The organism is Allobosea sp. OK403, assembly GCF_900113835.1.
Classification (GTDB): Bacteria; Pseudomonadota; Alphaproteobacteria; order Rhizobiales; family Beijerinckiaceae; genus Allobosea.
Window position 1 is genome coordinate 159067 of the sequence record NZ_FOQV01000011.1, and the last position, 18945, is coordinate 178011.

Sequence of the window (18945 nt, forward strand, 5' to 3'; positions counted from 1 at the left end):
AGGGCTCAGGGAATGACCAGGAGGCTCCAGGAACAGCGGGACTGAGACGATGGACGGGCGGCTTTGCGATCGACTGAAGGCCGCGCCTGTGCTGCCGGCCAAAGCCCGCCGCGAGGTGCTGCTGACGCGCGAGCTGATCGAGCGCCTGCGCGACGATGCCGCCGCTGAGGCCTTGACGCAGCATTTCGCCGCCAACCCGGCATCAGTCGATCTCGTCGCCGGCATCCTGGCGCATTCGCCCTTCCTGACGCAGATCATGCGGCTCGATCCGGCTGGGCTTGTCCTGGCCTTGACGACAGCGCCGGAGGCGCGGCGCGACGCGCTTCTGGCCGAGATTGCGGCGATCGCCGCGTCGGGCGTCGAGACGGCCGAACTCATGCGCGCGCTACGCCGTTTCCGGCAGGCGATGGCGCTCCTGATCGCGCTCGCCGATATCGGCGGCGTCTGGGATGTCGAGACGGTCACAGCCGCGCTGACGGCGATGGCCGATGCCGCCGTGCGTCTGGCAACCGAGCATGTCCTGCGGCAGGCGGCCGATCTCGGCCGCATCCACTTGCGCGATCCGGCCGATCCCGGCGCGGGCTGCGGCCTCGTCGTGCTCGCGCTCGGCAAGCATGGCGCTGGCGAGCTGAACTACTCCTCCGACATCGACATCGTCGTCTTCTTCGATCCCGCGGCCGCCGAGGCCGCAGGCGTCGCCGAGCCGTCGAGCTTCTTCGTCAAGCTGACGCAAGCCATCGCCCGCATCATCCAGGAGCGCACGCCCGACGGCTATGTCTTCCGCGTCGATCTGCGCCTGCGGCCCGATCCGGCCTCGACCCATGTCGCGGTCGCCTTGCCCAGCGCCTATTCCTATTACGAGACCGTCGGCCAGAACTGGGAACGCGCCGCCATGATCAAGGCGCGGCCGGTCGCGGGCGACCTCGCGCTGGGCAAGCGCTTCCTCGCCGATCTCGCCCCCTTCATCTGGCGCAAATATTTCGACTTCGCCGCGATCGCTGACATCCATGCGATGAAGCGCCAGATCCAGACGGTGAAGGGCCATGAGACGATCGCCGTCGAGGGCCATAATGTGAAGCTCGGGCGCGGCGGCATCCGCGAGATCGAGTTCTTCGTGCAGACGCAGCAGCTCGTCTTCGGTGGCCGGCGTCCGGCCCTGCGCGGCCCGCGCACGCTGGAGATGCTCGGCGAACTGACGCATGAAGGCTGGATCACGCCCAAGGCGCGCGACGAGCTGGCTGAATCCTATCGCTATCTGCGCGTGATCGAACATCGCCTGCAGATGCGCCATGACGAGCAGACGCAGACCCTGCCCAAGGCGAAAGCCGACCTGGAGGCCTTCGCGCGCTTCTGCGGCTATCCCTCGACTGCGGCCTTCGGCAAGGCGCTGACGGCGCATGCCAGGCGCGTCGAGGGGCATTACGCCCTGCTCTTCGAGGAGGGGCCGAGCCTGGCCAGCGAAGCGGGCACGCTGAGCTTCACCGGCACCGAGCTCGACCTGGATACATTGGCGACCCTGCGCAAGCTCGGCTTCCGCGACCCCGGCACTGCCGCCGAGACGGTGCGTGGCTGGCATTTCGGCCGCCGCGCCGCGGTGACCAGCGCCCGCGCCCGCGAGGTCCTGACGGAACTCACGCCGGCGCTCCTGGTGGCGCTCGGCCGCACCGTCGACCCCGACGGCGCGCTCGCCCATCTCGACAACGCCTTCGTGCGCATGCCGGCTGCGGTCGAATTGCTGACGCTGCTGCGCTCGCATGCCTCGCTGCTGACGATCTTCGCCGACATCCTCGGCAGCGCGCCCAGGCTCGCCAAGGTCGCGGCGCTCTATCCCCATGTCCTCGACGGCATCATCGACCCGGCCTTCACCTCGGCCAATCTCGACACCGATGCCTTGACCGGGCGCATCAGGGCCGTCGTCGGCAATCCGCCGCCCAGCGTCGAGGACGGGCTCGACCGCTTGCGCGATGCGGCGCGGCAGGAGAATTTCCTGGTCGGCGCGCGCCTGATTTCGGGCGTCTACCGGGCCCAGCAGGCGGGCCAGGCCTATTGTGCCGTAGCCGAAGGCTGCTTGCGCGTCGCCTTCGACGATACCCGGGCCGCCTTCGCCGCTGATCATGGCATCATTGCGGGTGCGGAGACGGTGGTGCTGGGGCTAGGCCGGCTCGGCGCGGGCGAACTCACGCCATCCTCCGATCTCGACCTGATCCTGCTTTATGACCGGCCGGAGGACGCCGGCCCGAGCGACGGCGCCAAGAGCCTCGACCCCGTCACCTGGCATGTCCGCTTCACCCAGAGGTTGGTGGCGGCGCTGACGGTGCCGACGCGGCGCGGCGGGCTCTACCAGGTCGATATGCGCCTGCGGCCGACCGGCAACAAAAGCCCGGCGGCGACCCAGTTCTCCGGTTTCGAGGCCTATCACACCGGCGAGGCCGAGATCTGGGAGGAGATGGCGCTGACGCGCGCTCGCGTCGTCGCCGGCGATGCCGGGCTGGCGCGCCGGGCGCAAGGAGCGATTGCCCAGATCCTGCGGCGCGAGCGCAAGCCGGCGAAGGTCGCAGCTGCGGTGCTGGAGATGCGCGCCCTGATCGCCAAGGAGAAGGGCGAGAGCGATCCCTGGGATCTGAAGCTCGTGACTGGGGGCCTGACCGATCTGGATTTCCTGGCGCAGTTCCTGGTGCTGGCCCATGCCGCGCGCCACCCTGGCCTGGTCGCGCCCGATACCGCCTCGGTCTTTGCCGCGGCGCGGGAGGCTGGATTGCTGTCGCCCGCTGACGCGGCCTTCCTGATCGAGGCGCACAGGCTGATCGGCGATGTTCAGCTCTGGCAGCGTTTCACCGTCGATGAGGCGTTCGATCCCGCCGCGGTGCCGCCGCGCGTGCTGAAGCGGATTGCGACGGCTGTGGGCCGGCCGGACGCCAAGGTGCTGCGGGTGGAGCTGGACGAGATGCGCGCCGGCGTCCGCGCCCTGTTCCAGAAGCTGCTCGGCGCGGCCCGCGCCGGGTGAGGGCTCAGGCCGCCTGGGCGGTGATGCGCCCAGTGCCGCCGTCCAGCGGCAGATGCACCATCACGATGGTGCCGGCGCCGATCGATGAGCGCAGGCGCAGCGAGCCGCCATGCAGTTCGGCCAGCGATCGGGCGATGGCGAGGCCGAGCCCCGAGCCCTGATAGCTGCGGGTGAGGTCGCCCTCGACCTGCTCGAAAGGCCGTCCGATACGGTCGATCTTCTCCTTGGGAATGCCGATGCCGGTGTCCTCGATATAGATGTTGAGCGCACCCGGCACCTGGCGCAGCCGCACCGCGACCTGCCCGCCTTCGGGCGTGAACTTGACCGCGTTGTCGATGAGATTGCCGAGGATCTGGTAGAGCGCGTGCGGATCGGCCTCCAGGCGCAGGTCGCGCGGCCCCTCGATGCGAAGGGCAAGCTGCTTGCGGTCGATTTCGCCGCGCGCCTTGAGGATGGCTTCGTCGATGACCAGGCCCACGGCGACGTCGGATTTCTCGAGCCGCATCCGGCCGGCCTCGATGCGGGCCATGTCGAGGATGTCGTTGATGACGCCGAGCAGATAGCCGCCGCTGGAGCGGATATCGCGGACATAGTCGATATAGCGGTCGCAGCCGAGGCTGCCGAACAGGCCGTTCTCCATGATCTCGGAGAAGCCGATGATGGCGTTGAGCGGCGTGCGCAGTTCATGGCTCATATTGGCCAGGAATTCCGACTTGGCCCGGTTGGCGCTCTCGGCCGCGGCCTTCTGCTCCAGATAGCGTTCGGCCATGTCGGCGAGCTGCTGCGCCTGCGCCTCCAGTTTCTGGCGCGAGGCCTTGAGGTCGGTGACATGCATCAGGAGCTGATGCTCCGACTGGGTCAGGCGCTCCTCCTGCTGCTTCAGCTTGGTGATGTCGGTGCCGACCGAGACCGAGCCGCCATCCTTGGTGCGGCGGCCGTTGATCTGCAGCCAGCGGCCGTCAGACAGGCGCGCCTCATAGGACGAGGAGCCGACCGTGCCGCGCATGGTGCGCACCGGCTCGCGGTCGATATTGGGCTGGGCGCTCAGCGCCATCAATTGATCATGGCCGATGCCGACCTGGAGCAGTTCCGGGGGGAGCTGGTGGAGCTGCTGGTATTTGGCGTTGCACAGGACGAGGCGGTTATCGGCGTCCCAGAGCACGAAGGCCTCGGAGATCGCCTCGACGGCGTCGCGCAGGCGGGCATCGGCGGTCGCCGTGCGCTCGGCCATGTTGCGCTGCTCGGAAATGTCGACGGCGATGCCGACGAGATGCTGCGAATGGGTCCGGCGGTCGATCACGAGCTCGGCGCGGGCCTTGAGCCAGACCCATTCGCCGGTGGCGCCGCGCACGCGGAACTCCTGGTCGAGATGTTCGGCTTCGCCGCGGCTGATCGCATCGGCGAGCGCGTAGAGATCGACATCGTCGGGATGGATGAAGGCGCTGACCTCGCCGAAGGACATGTAGTCGCCGGAGCGGTCATAGCCGAGCATGGCGTACATCGAATCCGACCAGTAGATCCGGCCGCGCGCCAGATCCCAGTCCCACAGGCCGCAATGGCCGCGGTTCAAGGCGGAGTCGATGCGCTGGCGCACGCGGTCGCAATCCTCGTCGGCGGCCGAGGCTCGCCGCGATTGCAGGATGAAGGCGAGGGTGATGGCGATGAGCACGAGCGCGGCCGAGCCGATCAGCGCCAGCAGCGCACTGCGGCGCTGCTGCCAGGTGGCGAGCGCCCGGGACACGGGCTGTATCACCGCGACCTGGCCGAGCGGGGCGGGAAGATTGCGGACGGTCGCGAACACCTCGGTCGCGCCCGGCAGGGTGATGCGCATCACGCCGGCGCGGTCGCCGAACACGGTCAGCGGCTGGGTCTGGCCGAGGAGGTCGACCAGCGTGCGCTGGGTCTGGCCGATGACGGGCTCGCTGGCGATGACCTGCCCGTCGGCCGTGCTGACATGGACGATGCGGCCGTGGGGGGCGAGGTGCTTGGCGGCCAGCGTTGCAAGAAGAGATGAGGGGGAGGCACCGGTCTGAACGGCGACCTCAAGTTCTCGCACGATCAGCGCGGAGACGAGGTCGATGTCACCAGCAGCGTCCAGTAATGCGTCATCTCGCATGGCCGAGGTTTGAACCAGCGCCCCGGCGCCCAGGATGAGCATGAACACAGCGACGAGCGCCGGCAAGACTTTACGAAAGATCGGTTCGAGGCTCTCGAAGCGTTGATAGAGCGGATGCGTCAGCGATCTGGCGACCCCCAGAATCGTGCCTGCGCGCATAGATGCGCAGCTCGCGTTGGCACGCGTCATGCCCGTCCCCCTTCGGATAATCGGTACCGTCAGTAAGATCGGGAGACGTGCCGCATCCCCTCGAATCACTTTGAGTTGAATCCGCGCGGGCCGGTTTGTCTAGCCTTGAGTTGAATCGGAACGTCAGAATTCGCCCTATGGTTGTAGTGACCGAATCAATGAATCCTGTGCGGGTAATGAAACGTTAACGTTTCGGGCAAGCGAATCCTTAACGCGGTTCAGACCAGCCCTCAGCGTCGCTCAGGCGAGCGCGCGCTCGGCGATATCGGCGACGTCCCGCGACAATCCTGGCGTCCGCGCGACCAGCGCCAGAGATGCCTGGGCGAGATCTTTGCGGATGGGTTCGAGCATCCTCCAGCTCTTGAACGAGCCGAGCAGGCGCGAGGCGACCTGGGGGTTGGTCCGGTCGAGCGCGATGACCATGTCGGCGACGAATTCGTAGCCCGCGCCGTCGGCCCGGTTGAACTGGGTCAGGTTCGCCGCGAAGCCGCCGATCAGGGCGCGCACGCGGTTGGGGTTGCTAAGCGAGAAGGCCTTGTGCTGCATCAATCGCTTGACGCGGTCGAGCGTATTCGGTTCGGCGATCAGAGCCTGCGCCATCAGCCATTTGTCGAGCACCAGCGGCTCGTCGGCATAGAGCGCGGCGAAGCGCCCGATCAAGCGCTCGCGCGCCTCGCCGGGGATCAGCGTCATGGCCGCGAGCGCAGCCAGTCGGTCGGTCAGGTTGTCGGCGCTCGAAAACTGCTGCTCCACCAGCCGGGCTCCCATCTCGGGAGTGGCGATGGCGATCAGCCCGAGCGCCTCGTTGCGTAGGGCGCGGCGGCCGGCGGCGGCCGCGTCGGGCGCGTAGGCGGCCTTGGTGGCAAGCGTGTCGCGCAGACCGGCCAACGTCACTTCCAGCACCTGCCCGATCGCGCCCGACAGGCTGCGATGGGCGCCATAGATCGCATCGGGATCGACATCGCCGCCGATCTCGCGGGCGATGTCGGCGGGGGCCGGCAGGCGCAGCACCTGGGCGGCAAAGGCCGGATCGGCAAGCCCCTGTTCGCGCAGGAAGCGGTCGAGCGCATCTGCGATCTCGTTGGCCTTCGCCAAGAGGATGGCGCGGTCGGTGCCGGGGCGCCCGGCCGCGACCAGGGCCCGCGTCGCCACGCTCTGCAGCGCCTGCCAGCGATTGAAGGAATCGCTGTCGGCCGAGAACAGGCGCAGCAGGTCCGTATCGGAGAGATCGAGCTCGAGCCGCACCGGCGCCGAGAAGCCGCGCAGCAGCGAGGGGATCGGCGCTTCCGCGACATCGCTGAAGACCACCGAAAGCGAGGGCTGGTCGAGCACGATCAGCCCATCCCCGGCATAAGCGGCCGATCCGGTCGTCAGGGGCAGGTCGCCATCCCGGCCGACGAGTCCGAGCGCGACCGGCAGCACCACCGGCTGCTTCGTCGCCTGGCCCGGCGTCGGAGGGGTCGTCTGGGCAAGGTCGAGCGTGTAGCGCTTCGCCCGCGCGTCATAGCGGCCCGAGGCGACGATGGTGGGTGTGCCGGCCTGCTCGTACCAGCGCGCGAAATCGGAAAGGTCCTTGCCCGAGGTCTCGGCGAAGCAGGCCAGGAACTCCTCGATCGTCGCCGCTGTGCCGTCGCAGCGCTCGAAATAAAGGTCCATGCCGCGCTTGAAGGCGTCCGCGCCGATCAGGACCTTGAGCATGCGGATCACCTCCGCGCCCTTCTCATAGACCGTCGGCGTGTAGAAGTTGTTGATTTCCTTGTAGGCGCGCGGCCTGACCGGATGGGCGAGGGGGCCTGCGTCCTCGGAGAATTGCGTCGCGCGCAGCGTGCGCACATCGGCAATGCGCTTCACCGGGCGCGAGCGCTCGTCGGCGGAGAATTCCTGGTCGCGGAAGACGGTGAGGCCTTCCTTCAGGCAGAGCTGGAACCAGTCGCGGCAGGTGATGCGGTTGCCGGTCCAGTTGTGGAAATACTCATGCGCGATGATCGCCTCGATCGAGGCATAGTCGCCATCGGTAGCGGTCTGCGGATCGGCCAGCACATATTTGTCGTTGAAGATGTTGAGGCCCTTGTTCTCCATCGCGCCCATGTTGAAATCCGACACGGCGACGACGTTGAACACGTCGAGATCGTAATTGCGGCCGAAGACGCGCTCGTCCCAGCGCATGCAGCGCACCAGCGAATCCAGCGCCCAGCCGGCGCGGCCGGCCTTGCCGGGCTCGACATAGACCGCAAGCTCGACCTGCTGGCCGTCGGCGGTGACATAGTCCTCGCGGACATGGTCGAGCGCACCGCCAACCAGGGCGAAGAGATAGGCGGGCTTGGGGTGGGGGTCGTGCCAGACGGCGAAATGCCGGTCACTGCCGGGCACTTCGCCGGTCGCGACGCGGTTGCCGTTGGAGAGCAGCACCGGCGCCTCGGCCTTCGCCGCCTCCAGCCTGACCGTATAGACCGACATCACATCGGGCCGGTCGAGGAAATAGGTGATGCGGCGGAAGCCATCCGCCTCGCATTGCGTGCAATAGACCTTGGACGAGCGGTAGAGGCCCATCAATTTGGTGTTGGCGGACGGATCGAGCACGGTCTCGATCGTCAGGGTGAAGCCGCGTCGGGGCGGTGCATGAACGGTCAGCGATTGTGGGCCGGCGGTGAAGGCGCTCGCATCGAGCACCGCGCCGTCCAGCTTGATCGCGCTCAGCGCCAGCTCGTCGCCGTCGAGGATCAGGGGCGCGCCCGGCTGGCCGGCCGGGTTGGGCCGCAGGCCGAGCAAGGCGCGCACGCGGGTCTGCTGCGGGGCGAGGCTGATGTCGAGATCGACCGTGTCGATCAGCCAGTCGGAGGGGCGATAGTCCTCGAGGCGGATCAAGGGGGTGTCTTCGGCGCGCATGGACTGACCTGACAGAAGCGACTCTCGAGCCTCGTGTGTAGCCCGAGCCTCCTCCGCTCGAAAGTCCGCGCGCGCCGCAGGCTAGGAGCATCGGCCTGAGCAGGTCCCGAAAACCGTTGCTATCATCCGTCATTGCGAGTGTAAGCGAAGCAATCCAGAGGTCTGTGCGAGCCCTCCTGGATTGCCTCATTGCTCACGCTCCTCGCAATGGCATCCTGGTCGTCATGCTCGCCCTTGTGGCGAGCATCCACGTCTTGAACACGATCCTCGACCCGCGAAGACGTGGATGGTCGGGACAAGCCCACGGCTGTCCGGTTGAGGTTTTGGTCTCTGAGCGGATCATGCACGGCTCTCCCCTCGCGGGCGGAGGTGACGCGAAGCGCCGGATGAAGAGCGCGGGGAACCCTTCTCCCGGATGGGAGAAGGGCAGGGATGAGGGCCTGCCGCTGATTATTGAGGCGCGACCGCGCCGCAGCGCCGGCTCATCCTGAAAGCGCAGGAGACGATGCGGAGCGGCTTGCGCGATCTGGTTGTCTGGCCTGCCCTCATCCCTGCCCTTCTCCCACACGGGAGAAGGGTTCCCCGCGCCTGTCTCATTCGTCCCCGCCCGCTGGAAAAGCCTTCAATGAACGAAGCTTTTCGATCGGGCGCTCACGGCGAACCGGACAGCCGTGGGACAAGCCCGACCATGACGGATGAGGCCGACGGCGTTCGACGCCGCTTATGATGGCGAGAATAACGCCAGCGCTCAGTGCCGAAAGCCGTCAGCGCCAGCCGGCTTCCTTGTCGCAGGCGGCGCGCGCCGCCGGGTTGCTCTTCTCCCATTGCGTGATCGAGCGGGTCTCGTTGTCGCTCATCTTGTTGTTCATGCAGACGCAGTATTTGCGCACGATCGGCTCGGCCGCGCCGCCGGCATTGTCGATCAGGCATTGGCCGACCCATTTGGCGTCATCGGCGCTCTGCGCCATGGCGGCCCGGCCCATAAACAGGGTTTGGCCGGCGAGCAGGGCGAATGCGACGGCGGCGGTCGCGAGAGTGGCTGGCTTCATCAGTGATGTCCCTCGTCATGCCAGCTGTTCGGAAGCGACAGCGTTTGGCGGCCGCAACCTCTCACCGGGACGTGGACCTGGAATGCATCAGCTGTGAACGGCGGTCACAACCCGGGCAGCGGATCGGGTGTCGTCGCCATGCGCGCTGGCTCCGCATGGCTGACGAGCCGGCAGACCTGCGGGCGGGCGATCCGGACCGCGCGTTCGATCGCGTCGACGGCGGCGTGGACGGCCGCGACATCGAGCGCGGGGTCGACGCGGCAGTGGTAGTTCACCACCAGCCCGTTCTCAGTCTGGCGCACGCGGACGCTGTGAATGTCGTGGATGGGCCCGCCGAGTTTTGAGGCTTCGCCCGCCAGGGCCTTGCCGATATCCTCGACCGTCTCCCAGGCAGCGTTGTGACCTGCCGGCGCGCCGGTCTCCATCGGCTCGATATGGGTCTCGACCTCGGTTTCGCCGCCGAATTCCTCCCGGATCGCCGCCTCCAGCCGGGTCGCGATGTCATGCGCTTCGCCCAGCGGCAATTTGGCGTCGACCTCCATGTCGAGGCTCACCGAGAGCCGCCCGCCAATGGTGTGGACGGTGACGTGATGCACCGGGATCTTGAGCTTGAGCGCGATCAGCAGCACCTTCTCCAGCGCGGTCTCGTCATCGACCTGGATCGGGTTGGCGGCGATGGTGATCTCGGCGCCGGGCTCCTCCTTCTCGACAGCGTCGAGCAGCGCCTGCTTGATCGCCACGACCCGGTCGAGCGGCAAGGTGCGGGAGACGCGGATGCCGATCTCGCCATAGGTTCGCCCGCCGGCCGGGCGGACCCTGATCCAGTCGACCGCCACGATGCCCGGCACGGCGGCCGCGATCTTGTTCAAGCGCTCGCCGACGCCTTCCGGCGCGGCATCCATCAAGGTGTCCAGCGTTCGCCGGCCGAGCCGGAAGGCGGAAAAGGCGGTGAAGGCCGCAATCGCGAAGGCGGCGATCGTGTCGGCGCGCGGCGCGCCGGCCCAGACGCCGATGAGGCCGGCCAGCACCAGCGCGGAGCCGACGAAATCCGCCGAGAAATGCGTCGCCTCGCCGGCCAGCGCTTCGCTGCCGGTCTCCTTGGCGACGCGGCTCAGCGAGCGCCAGCGCAAAGCGTCGACCGTCATCGAGAGCAGCATCACGCCGATGACCACGGGCGTGACGGCGACATATTCGGCGATGCCGAGCCAGAGTCGCGAGCCGGCCTCCCAGAGGATGGCGCCGGCGAGCGTGAACAGGATCGCGGTTTCGACCAGCGCAGCCAGCGCCTCGAGCTTGCCATGGCCGTAATGGTGCTGCTCATCCGCCGGCTTGTCGGCGGCATGGACGGCAAACCAGGTGAACAGGGTCGAGCCGATATCGACCAGGCCCTGGAGGGCGTCGGTCAGCAGGGCCAGCGAGCCCGAGATCAGCGCCGCCACGACCTTCGCGGCCGTGAGCAGGATGGTGGCCATCACCGACAGCATCGCCGCGCGGCGCTTGATCGCGCTGATCTGCAGGGCGGTCGGCGCCGGCCGCTCGTCTGCGTCGTCCGTTCTCGTCATGGCAAATCCCGTATCGGGCCGTCATCTAGGGTCAGAGCAGGATTTGGGGTCAAAGCAGGACTTGGTCCGAAAACCGGTTCCCACTCTTTGGTGTCATGCTCTAGGAATGCGCAGGGTTTGGCCCGATCCGAGATCGAGATCAACCCGCCCATGATCGAAACAAGAGGCAGTCCACGATGCGCTATCTCCACACCATGGTCCGCGTCACCGATCTCGACGCGGCGCTCGATTTCTACGTGACCAAGTTCGGGCTGGTCGAGACCCGCCGTATCGAGAACGAAAAAGGTCGCTTCACGCTGGTCTTCCTGGCTGCGCCTGACGAGGTCGAGACCGTCAGAGAGCAGGGCAGCCGCGGCCGTCCGACGCTGGAACTGACTTATAACTGGGATCCGGAAGTCTATACCGGCGGCCGCAATTTCGGTCACCTCGCCTATGAGGTCGACGATATCTACGCCACCTGCGACAAGCTCATGAAGGCTGGCGTCACGATCAACCGCCCGCCGCGCGACGGCAACATGGCCTTCATCCGCTCGCCCGACAACATCTCGATCGAGATCCTGCAGAAGGGCGATCCCAAGCCGCCGGCCGAGCCCTGGACGAGCATGCCGAACACCGGGGCTTGGTGAGGCGCGCGATTGTCCCTGATATCAAGCCCTGATATCATAGCTTGATATCAGGGGACCTGAGCATGGGAATTCTCATCAGAGATGCGCAGATCGATCGCGACGTCCGCGAACTAGCCGAACAGGATGGCCTGACGCTTCAAGGCGCGATCGGCTTGGCCGTGCGCCTTGAGCTGGAACGGCGCGCCGAAAGGCGCAAACTCGTCTTCGACGCTGCCGAGAAAGCGCGCGCCCGTCTGGCGAAGTTCGACCTCAAGGGCGATGGACTGTCTCACAAGGAGTTCTTCGACCGAGAATATGGCGATGCCTGATGTTTCTTGATGCCTCGGTGATTTTGGCTGTTCTGCTCCAGGAGCAGGAGGGCGACGCTGCTCTCGAAGCGATTATCGTATCCGCGCGGATCAGATCCTCGGCTTTGGCGGTATTTGAGGCTTCGTCCCGGCTGGCGAGGCACGGGGCGACGTTCGATGAGGCTTTTGCCACCGTTATGGACTTCATCGGCGATGTGAAGGGCGAGATCGTTGACATCGGCGAGCCGGCCATGAGGGCCGCCCATGCCTGCGCTGCCCGCTACCATCATCTCACCGGCCACGTCGCCCGTCTCAACATGGGCGATTGCTTCGCCTATGCCGCTGCCCGGACGGCGGGGCTTAAGCTCGCCTATAAAGGCAACGACTTCATCCATACCGATATCGACGGGCTGCGTTTCGGGCCGGAGACCCCGCCGGTTCGCTCATGACCGGCGTCTTCTCTCTCGGCATCGCCACGCTCGATTATGTCTACAGCGTCGAGACCATGCCGACGCGCGGCGAAAAATATCGCTCGCGCGATCTCGCCGTGGTCGGCGGCGGCTGCGCCGGCAATGCCTCGGTCGCGATCGCGCGGCTCGGCGGCCGTTCATGGCTGGCGACGCGGCTCGCCGATGATCTGACCGGGGACCAGATCGTCGCCGAGCTCAGAGGCGAGGGCGTCGACACCAGCTTCTCCCTCCGCGCGCCGGGCCTGCGCTCGCCGGTCTCCGCCATCCTGGTCGATGCCGAAGGCGAGCGCATGGTGATCTCCTATTCCGACCCCGCCATGCCGGTGACGACGGATTGGCTGCCTGGGAACCTGCCGGAGGGGGCGGGCGCGGTGCTGGCGGATACGCGTTGGGGCGAGGGGGCGCTCGCCGCCCTGGCCCTGGCGCGCAAGGCCGGCCTCCCAGGCGTGCTCGACGCCGACCGCAAGCCGCCTCATCCCGATCTCGTCGCGACCGCGAGCCATGTCGCCTTCAGCGCGCAGGCGCTGCGCGAATTGTCGGAGGAGGAGGATCCGCGTCTCGGCCTCGCCAAGATCGCCCGCAATGCCGAGACTTGGCTTGCCAAGACCTGGCTTGCCAAGACCTGGCTTGCCAAGACCTGGCTTGCCAAGACTTGGCTTGCAGTGACGCTCGGCAAGGAGGGCGTGCTCTTCGTCGAGGATGGCAAGATCGCGCATATCCCCGCCTTTCCCGTCGCGGCGGTCGATACGCTGGGCGCCGGCGATGTCTGGCACGGCGCCTTCGCGCTGGCGCTGGCGGAGGGGCAGGACGAGCGCGCGGCGATCCGTTTCGCCTCGGCGACCGCCGCGATCAAATGCACGCGCTTCGGCGGCCGTGCTGGCGCACCGCGGCGCGAGGAGGTCGAGCACTTTCTGGCGCAGGCGAGCTGAGCGCCGCTCTGTGGCGAGACGCTGCCTGAAATTTAGGCAGGCGGGCTCGCGCAAGCCCTTGCCCGGACAAGAGCCGCACGGAAGATTGGCGGCGTTCGCTCGTTTCAAGGTTTGCCATGTTCGCGCCGCTCGTGCCGGCAGCCAGTGACCCGCTCCTGCCGGCCTATGTGCGGGCCGATGGTGGCGTGCGATTGCGCTTCGGCCGGGTTGGGGCGCGGACGCATCGTCTCGAACTGGCGGAATCCGGCGGGTACCGCGCCCGCTTTCCCACGACCTTCGATGCAAGCTGCGAGGCCGTGCTGATCAACACCGGCGGCGGCATGGCCGGCGGTGACGCGATGCGGGTCGCAGCCGTGCTGGAGGCGGGCAGCGACGCGGTCATCACCAGCCAGGCCGCCGAGAAGATCTATCGCAGCCAGGGCACTGAGACCCGCATCGAGACGGGCCTCACGCTCAAGGCGGGGGCGAGCCTGGCCTGGCTGCCGCAGGAAAGCATCCTGTTTTCGGGCGCGCGGCTCGCACGCAACCTGACGATCGATCTCGCGGCGGATGCAAGGCTGGTCGCCTGCGAGTCGGTCTTCTTCGGCCGCAGCGCCATGGGCGAGGCGATGCTGCGCGGCTCGCTGCGCGATCGCTGGCGCATCCGGCGCGAGGGCAGGCTGGTCTTCGCCGATGATCTGCGGCTCGAAGGGGCAATGGCTGCGAGCCTTTCGCGCCCGGCGATCGCGGCTGGCGCGCGCGCCTGCGCCACGCTGGTAGCGGCAGGCCCTGAGCATCTGGCGAGGCTTGATGATCTGCGCGGGCTGCTCGCGGACGCCCTTCCCGATGTCGAGGCGGGCGCCGGCATCGTCTCCGATCTGCTGGTGATCCGTCTGCTCTCTCCAGATGCGCAGGCGCTCCGTCGCGTCCTCGTCACGCTGCTCGGGCATTTGACCGGTCGTGCGCTGCCGCGCACCTGGTCAATTTGAGGAGAGCATCATGCTGGCGATCCACGGTCTGAAATGCATCTATGACACCGGCGCGCGCGGATGGGCGGTCGAGCTCGCTCTGAGCGGCGAGGGCGAGGAGGCGGTGCGCCGCTTCGATGTCGACGGTCCCGATGATGCGGAGATGCTGATCGAAGCCTTCGACGAATCGACCTCCAGCACCTTCGACCCCGCCACCGGCGAGATCATCTTCGCCTATGAGTACGCCGAGCTTGACGGCGATGAGGACGAGGACGACGAGTCCGAGGAAGACGGCGACGAAGATGAAGACGACGAGGAGGTCGCCGAAGACGAGACCTCCGAGCATGAAGACGAAAAGGTGAAGGCATGAATCTGACGCCGCGCGAAAAGGACAAGCTGCTCGTCGCCATGGCTGCCATGGTGGCGCGGCGAAGGCTCGAGCGCGGCGTCAAGCTGAACTATCCCGAAGCCGTCGCGCTCATCACCGACTACGTCGTCGAAGGTGCGCGCGACGGCAGATCGGTCGCCGATCTGATGGAGGCCGGTGCCCATGTCATCACGGCCGACCAGGTCATGGACGGCATCGCCGAGCTGATCCACGACGTCCAGGTCGAGGCGACCTTTCCCGACGGCACCAAGCTCGTCACCGTGCATGAGCCGATCCGCGGCTCGGCCGGCAGGCTCAAGCCCGGCGAGGTCACGACATTGCCGGGCGACCTGATCATGAATGAGGGCCGCGAGAGCCTGACGCTCACGGTCGCCAATTCAGGCGACCGTCCGATCCAGATCGGCTCGCATTATCATTTCTACGAGGCCAACCCGGCGCTGCGCTTCGAGCGCGACAAGGCACGCGGCTTCCGGCTCGACATCCCGGCCGGTACGGCGGTGCGCTTCGAGCCCGGCCAGACCCGCGAGGTGAGATTGGTGGCGCTCAGTGGCAAGCGCGAGGTCTATGGTTTCCGCCAGGATGTGATGGGCAAGCTTTGAACGGGCTGATTGGTATTGATAATGAGTGATATCCTGAACGAAGCCGAGCTGCCGCCGGCCGCGACGGTGGCGCAGCTCAGCAAGAAAAAGGGCGTCTGCGCGCTCACCGGCGTCGAGATGGCGCGCAAGAATCTTGTCGTCCTCGACAGCCTGCGGCCGACGCTGGTCGAGCACATCAGGCGTGATTTTCCCGATCTCGAAGACCACAGCCTGATCAGCGTCAAGGAGCTGGCGCGCTATCGCACGCGCTATGTCGAGGAAATCCTGCGCGAGGAGCACGGCGAATATTCCGATCTCGACCGCGAGGTCGCCGAGAGCATCGCGCGGCAGGAGACGATCGCCGAGAACATCGAGGAGGATTTCGAAGAGCATCGCACACTGGGCGAGCGCCTCTCCGACGGTCTCGCCAAGTTCGGTGGCTCCTGGTCCTTCCTGATCAGCTTCGGCCTGGTGCTGGTCGTCTGGATGGCGATCAATGCGATCGTCGGCGAGGGCAAGGCCTTCGATCCCTATCCCTTCATCCTGCTCAATCTCGTGCTGTCCTGCATTGCCGCAATCCAGGCGCCGATCATCATGATGAGCCAGAAGCGGCAGGAGGAGAAAGATCGCCTGCGCTCCTCCAACGACTATCAGGTCAATCTCAAGGCCGAACTCGAAATCCGCCATCTCCACGAGAAGATGGACCACCTCATCACGCGGCAATGGCAGCGCCTGGCCGAGATCCAGCAGGTGCAGCTCGAATTGCTGCAGGATCAGCAGTCGATGAAGCCGAAACGGCCGAAGGTGGTGGTCAGGAAGGCGAAGAAGAAACCGAAGCCGAAGCCGGCTCTTGCCGACACGCCGGACGCCGGATCGACCGGGCTGGAGAATTCTTGAATCGCTGGTTATTCCTTACTTTTCGTGATAAGTAAGGCGTAGGCAATTTTGGAATGGCGACATGGCGAGTTTCGAGGCGCGGGTGAGTTCGAAGGGGCAGCTGACGATTCCAGTCGAGCTGCGGCGTGACTGGAACCTCCAGGAAGGCGACCTGATCGAATTCACGCGCTTGGCGGATGGCCGCGTGATGGTGCGGCCTCGCAATCTGCCGGTTACGGCGCTCTTCGGCCTGTTGTCCCATCTCAAGGCCGATCCCGCTTATGCAAGCGACGATGAGGCGATCGCGGCTCAAGTCGTCATGGACGATGAGGCTACCATGACGGTGCGCAAGCGCTCCCGTGCAGCTTGATTGGTGTCGATACGAATATTCTGTTGCGGGCGCTTATGGACGATGATCCCGTCCAGTCGCCTGCCGCGCGCGCCTATCTGAACCACCTCGCGCCGGCTCGCCCAGGCTATGTGAATCTCATCGTCCTGGCGGAGTTGACCTGGACTTTGAGGAGCAGGTTCAAGGCGAATCTCGCTGATGTTCTGTTGGCCGTAGAGGCCTTGCTGGACAACGCTGTTCTGGTCATCGAAGCGCGTGAAAGCGTGGCGGAGGCGGTCGAGATCGCCCGGTCGGGCCGATCCAGTTTCAGCGACGCCATGATCGGGCTCGTCAACCGGCACGCTGGATGCATGGAGACGATGACATTCGATCGCGGCGCTCCGTCGGAGGCCGGTTTTACGGTTTTAACTTAGAGCAATTTCCGATCCGATTGGATCGTTCAATTGCTCTAGGACTTTGTTTTAACGCATTTTCTTCACGCGAACCGGTGTCCATTTCGCTCGAAAATGCTCTAGCCTGAGGTCCGCCCGATGCCCTTTCCCTTCCCACGCAATGCCTACGCCGCGATGTTCGGCCCCACCACCGGCGACACGGTGCGCCTGGGCGATACCGAGCTCGTCATCAAGGTCGAGAGCGATTTCACCACCTATGGCGAGGAGGTGAAGTTCGGTGGCGGCAAGGTCATCCGCGACGGCATGGGCCAGAGCCAGGTCAGGAACGCCGACGGCGCGGTCGATACCGTCATCACCAACGCGCTGATCCTCGACCACTGGGGCATCGTCAAGGCCGATATCGGCATCAAAGCGGGCCGCATCTGCGCCATTGGCAAGGCGGGCAATCCCGACATTCAGAGCGGCTTCGGCAATTTCAACCCGTCCGAGACCATCATCGTCGGCCCCGGCACCGAGGTGATCGCGGGCGAAGGCAAGATCATCACGGCCGGCGGCTTCGACAGCCACATCCACTATATCTGCCCGCAGCAGATCGAGGACGCGCTGATGAGCGGCCTCACCACCATGCTGGGCGGCGGCACTGGCCCGGCGCATGGGACGCTGGCGACCACCTGCACGCCCGGCCCCTGGCATCTCGGCCAGATGATCAAGGCGGCTGACGCCTTCCCGATGAACCTCGCCTTCGCCGGCAAGGGCAATGCGGCGCTGCCCGGCGCGCTGATCGAGATGGTCGAGGCCGGTGCCTGCGCGCTCAAGCTCCATGAGGATTGGGGCACGACGCCGGCCGCGATCGACAACTGCCTCTCGGTCGCCGACGATTACGACGTCCAGGTGATGATCCACACCGACACGCTGAACGAGTCGGGCTTCGTCGAGGACACGATCAAGGCCTTCAAGGGCCGCACCATCCACGCCTTCCATACGGAAGGGGCGGGCGGTGGCCATGCGCCCGACATCATGAAGGTGGCGGGGCTGCCCAATGTGCTGCCCTCCTCGACCAACCCGACGCGGCCCTTCACGGTCAATACGCTGGATGAGCATCTCGACATGCTCATGGTCTGCCACCACCTCTCGCCCTCGATTCCGGAAGATCTCGCCTTCGCCGAGAGCCGCATCCGCAAGGAGACGATCGCGGCCGAGGACATCCTGCATGATCTCGGCGCGCTCTCGATGATGTCGTCCGACAGTCAGGCCATGGGCCGCGTCGGCGAGGTCATCACCCGCACCTGGCAGACCGCCCATAAGATGAAGCTGCAGCGCGGCCCGCTGCCGGAGGATGCCGGCACGGGGGCGGATAATTTCCGCGCCAAGCGCTATGTCGCGAAATACACCATCAACCCGGCGATCTCGCATGGCATCTCGCGCCATATCGGCTCCATCGCCGTGGGCAAGCTCGCCGATCTCGTGATCTGGTCGCCCGCGTTCTTCGGCGCCAAGCCGGACATGATCATCAAGGGCGGCATGATCGCGGCAGCCCCGATGGGCGACCCCAACGCCTCGATCCCGACGCCGCAGCCGGTGCATTACCGCCCGATGTTCGGCGCTTTCGGCAAGGCCGTGACCTCGACCTCGCTGGTCTTCGTCTCGCAGGCTGCGATCGCCAACGGCCTGAAGCAGCGCTTGGGCACCGACAAGGAGATGGTCGCGGTCGAGAACACGCGCGGCGGCATCTCGAAGAAGAGCATGATCCACAACGACGCCACACCCGACATCCAGATCGATCCGGAGACCTATGCCGTGGTGGTCGATGGCGAATTGCTGGTCTGCGAACCCGCCAAGGAGCTGCCGCTGGCGCAGCGCTATTTCTTGTTCTGAGGGCTGTGAGCTTTCTGCCGAACCTCACCGTCATTCCGGGCGTAGCGAAGCGAAGACCCGGAATCCATCGTAGAGGGCAGAGCTTTACGATGGATTCCTGTGTGTTTGATTGGTGTTATGATTGGTGCGGGCGGGAAGCCGTTGGATTCCCGGTGGCAAACACCGCGTTCCGGCTCGGTTCCCGCCCGCGTTCGAAGACCCCATCCTGAACAGTTGACCGAGGCCGCTTGCACCGGACCTCGCAGCACAGGGACAGGCACCATGACCATACACCCCTGCTTCATCGGTTGCGATATCGCCAAGAGCCATCTCGACCTGTTCGAGGAGACGAGCGGGACGAGCCTTCGCATCGCCAATACGAGCGAGGCGATCGCGACCTGGTTGTCGTCGCTCGACTGCCAGGCCAGCTTCGTCGCCTTCGA

At 66.1% G+C, this 18945-nt stretch carries 16 protein-coding genes; 12 read left to right on the forward strand and 4 right to left on the reverse strand.

The features are described from left to right. Positions 1–49 precede the first annotated feature (49 nt). Positions 50–3004 carry a bifunctional [glutamine synthetase] adenylyltransferase/[glutamine synthetase]-adenylyl-L-tyrosine phosphorylase gene (locus BMZ97_RS26030; protein WP_092176774.1) on the forward strand — a complete coding sequence of 985 codons (2955 nt, stop codon included), beginning with the start codon at positions 50–52 and terminating at the stop codon, positions 3002–3004. A gap of 4 nt (positions 3005–3008) precedes the next feature. On the opposite strand, the gene BMZ97_RS26035 is transcribed toward BMZ97_RS26030, so the two are convergent. The 4 genes from BMZ97_RS26035 to BMZ97_RS26055 all read right to left on the reverse strand — a co-directional run bounded on the left by BMZ97_RS26035 (position 3009) and on the right by BMZ97_RS26055 (position 10806). Next, the gene (locus tag BMZ97_RS26035) at positions 3009–5309 is read right to left on the reverse strand and encodes a PAS domain-containing sensor histidine kinase (RefSeq protein WP_092176776.1); all 2301 of its coding nucleotides are present in this window, start codon (positions 5307–5309) and stop codon (positions 3009–3011) included. A gap of 240 nt (positions 5310–5549) precedes the next feature. Further along, positions 5550–8195, reverse strand: a complete 2646-nt coding sequence (pepN, locus tag BMZ97_RS26040; RefSeq protein ID WP_092176779.1) for an aminopeptidase N — start codon at positions 8193–8195, stop codon at positions 5550–5552. A 764-nt stretch (positions 8196–8959) separates the two neighbouring features. After that, complete coding sequence (locus tag BMZ97_RS26050; protein ID WP_092176785.1) at positions 8960–9244, reverse strand: hypothetical protein; 285 nt, start codon at positions 9242–9244, stop codon at positions 8960–8962. 104 nt (positions 9245–9348) lie between these two features. After that, positions 9349–10806, reverse strand: coding sequence for a cation-efflux pump (locus tag BMZ97_RS26055; protein WP_092176787.1), 1458 nt, complete (start codon positions 10804–10806; stop codon positions 9349–9351). 176 nt (positions 10807–10982) lie between these two features. On the opposite strand from BMZ97_RS26055, the gene BMZ97_RS26060 reads away from it, so the two are divergent. The 11 genes from BMZ97_RS26060 to ureC all read left to right on the forward strand — a co-directional run bounded on the left by BMZ97_RS26060 (position 10983) and on the right by ureC (position 18523). Beyond that, the gene (locus tag BMZ97_RS26060; RefSeq protein ID WP_092176790.1) at positions 10983–11432 is read left to right on the forward strand and encodes a VOC family protein; all 450 of its coding nucleotides are present in this window, start codon (positions 10983–10985) and stop codon (positions 11430–11432) included. A gap of 62 nt (positions 11433–11494) precedes the next feature. Next, positions 11495–11740: a type II toxin-antitoxin system VapB family antitoxin gene (locus tag BMZ97_RS26065; RefSeq protein WP_092176793.1), complete on the forward strand. Its 246-nt coding sequence runs from the start codon at positions 11495–11497 to the stop codon at positions 11738–11740. Next, positions 11740–12168: a type II toxin-antitoxin system VapC family toxin gene (locus BMZ97_RS26070; protein WP_092176795.1), complete on the forward strand. Its 429-nt coding sequence runs from the start codon at positions 11740–11742 to the stop codon at positions 12166–12168. Before BMZ97_RS26065 ends, BMZ97_RS26070 begins: the two co-directional genes overlap by 1 nt. Then, positions 12165–13118, forward strand: a complete 954-nt coding sequence (locus BMZ97_RS26075) for a PfkB family carbohydrate kinase (RefSeq protein ID WP_092176798.1) — start codon at positions 12165–12167, stop codon at positions 13116–13118. The genes BMZ97_RS26070 and BMZ97_RS26075 overlap by 4 nt, the downstream gene beginning before the upstream one ends. A gap of 116 nt (positions 13119–13234) precedes the next feature. After that, positions 13235–14086, forward strand: coding sequence for an urease accessory protein UreD (locus BMZ97_RS26080; protein WP_092176800.1), 852 nt, complete (start codon positions 13235–13237; stop codon positions 14084–14086). Positions 14087–14096: 10 nt separating this feature from the next. Then, positions 14097–14435, forward strand: coding sequence for a hypothetical protein (locus tag BMZ97_RS31395; RefSeq protein WP_175525747.1), 339 nt, complete (start codon positions 14097–14099; stop codon positions 14433–14435). Beyond that, positions 14432–15052: an urease subunit gamma gene (locus BMZ97_RS26090; RefSeq protein ID WP_092176803.1), complete on the forward strand. Its 621-nt coding sequence runs from the start codon at positions 14432–14434 to the stop codon at positions 15050–15052. Before BMZ97_RS31395 ends, BMZ97_RS26090 begins: the two co-directional genes overlap by 4 nt. A 21-nt stretch (positions 15053–15073) precedes the next feature. Then, positions 15074–15928, forward strand: a complete 855-nt coding sequence (locus BMZ97_RS26095; RefSeq protein ID WP_092176806.1) for a DUF1003 domain-containing protein — start codon at positions 15074–15076, stop codon at positions 15926–15928. A gap of 61 nt (positions 15929–15989) precedes the next feature. Next, positions 15990–16277, forward strand: a complete 288-nt coding sequence (locus tag BMZ97_RS26100; protein WP_092176809.1) for an AbrB/MazE/SpoVT family DNA-binding domain-containing protein — start codon at positions 15990–15992, stop codon at positions 16275–16277. Then, positions 16274–16669, forward strand: coding sequence for a PIN domain-containing protein (locus BMZ97_RS26105; RefSeq protein ID WP_092176812.1), 396 nt, complete (start codon positions 16274–16276; stop codon positions 16667–16669). Before BMZ97_RS26100 ends, BMZ97_RS26105 begins: the two co-directional genes overlap by 4 nt. Positions 16670–16786: 117 nt before the next feature. Further along, entirely contained in the window at positions 16787–18523 is a 1737-nt protein-coding gene (ureC, locus tag BMZ97_RS26110) for an urease subunit alpha (protein WP_092176815.1), read from the forward strand. Positions 18524–18945: the final 422 nt, after the last annotated feature.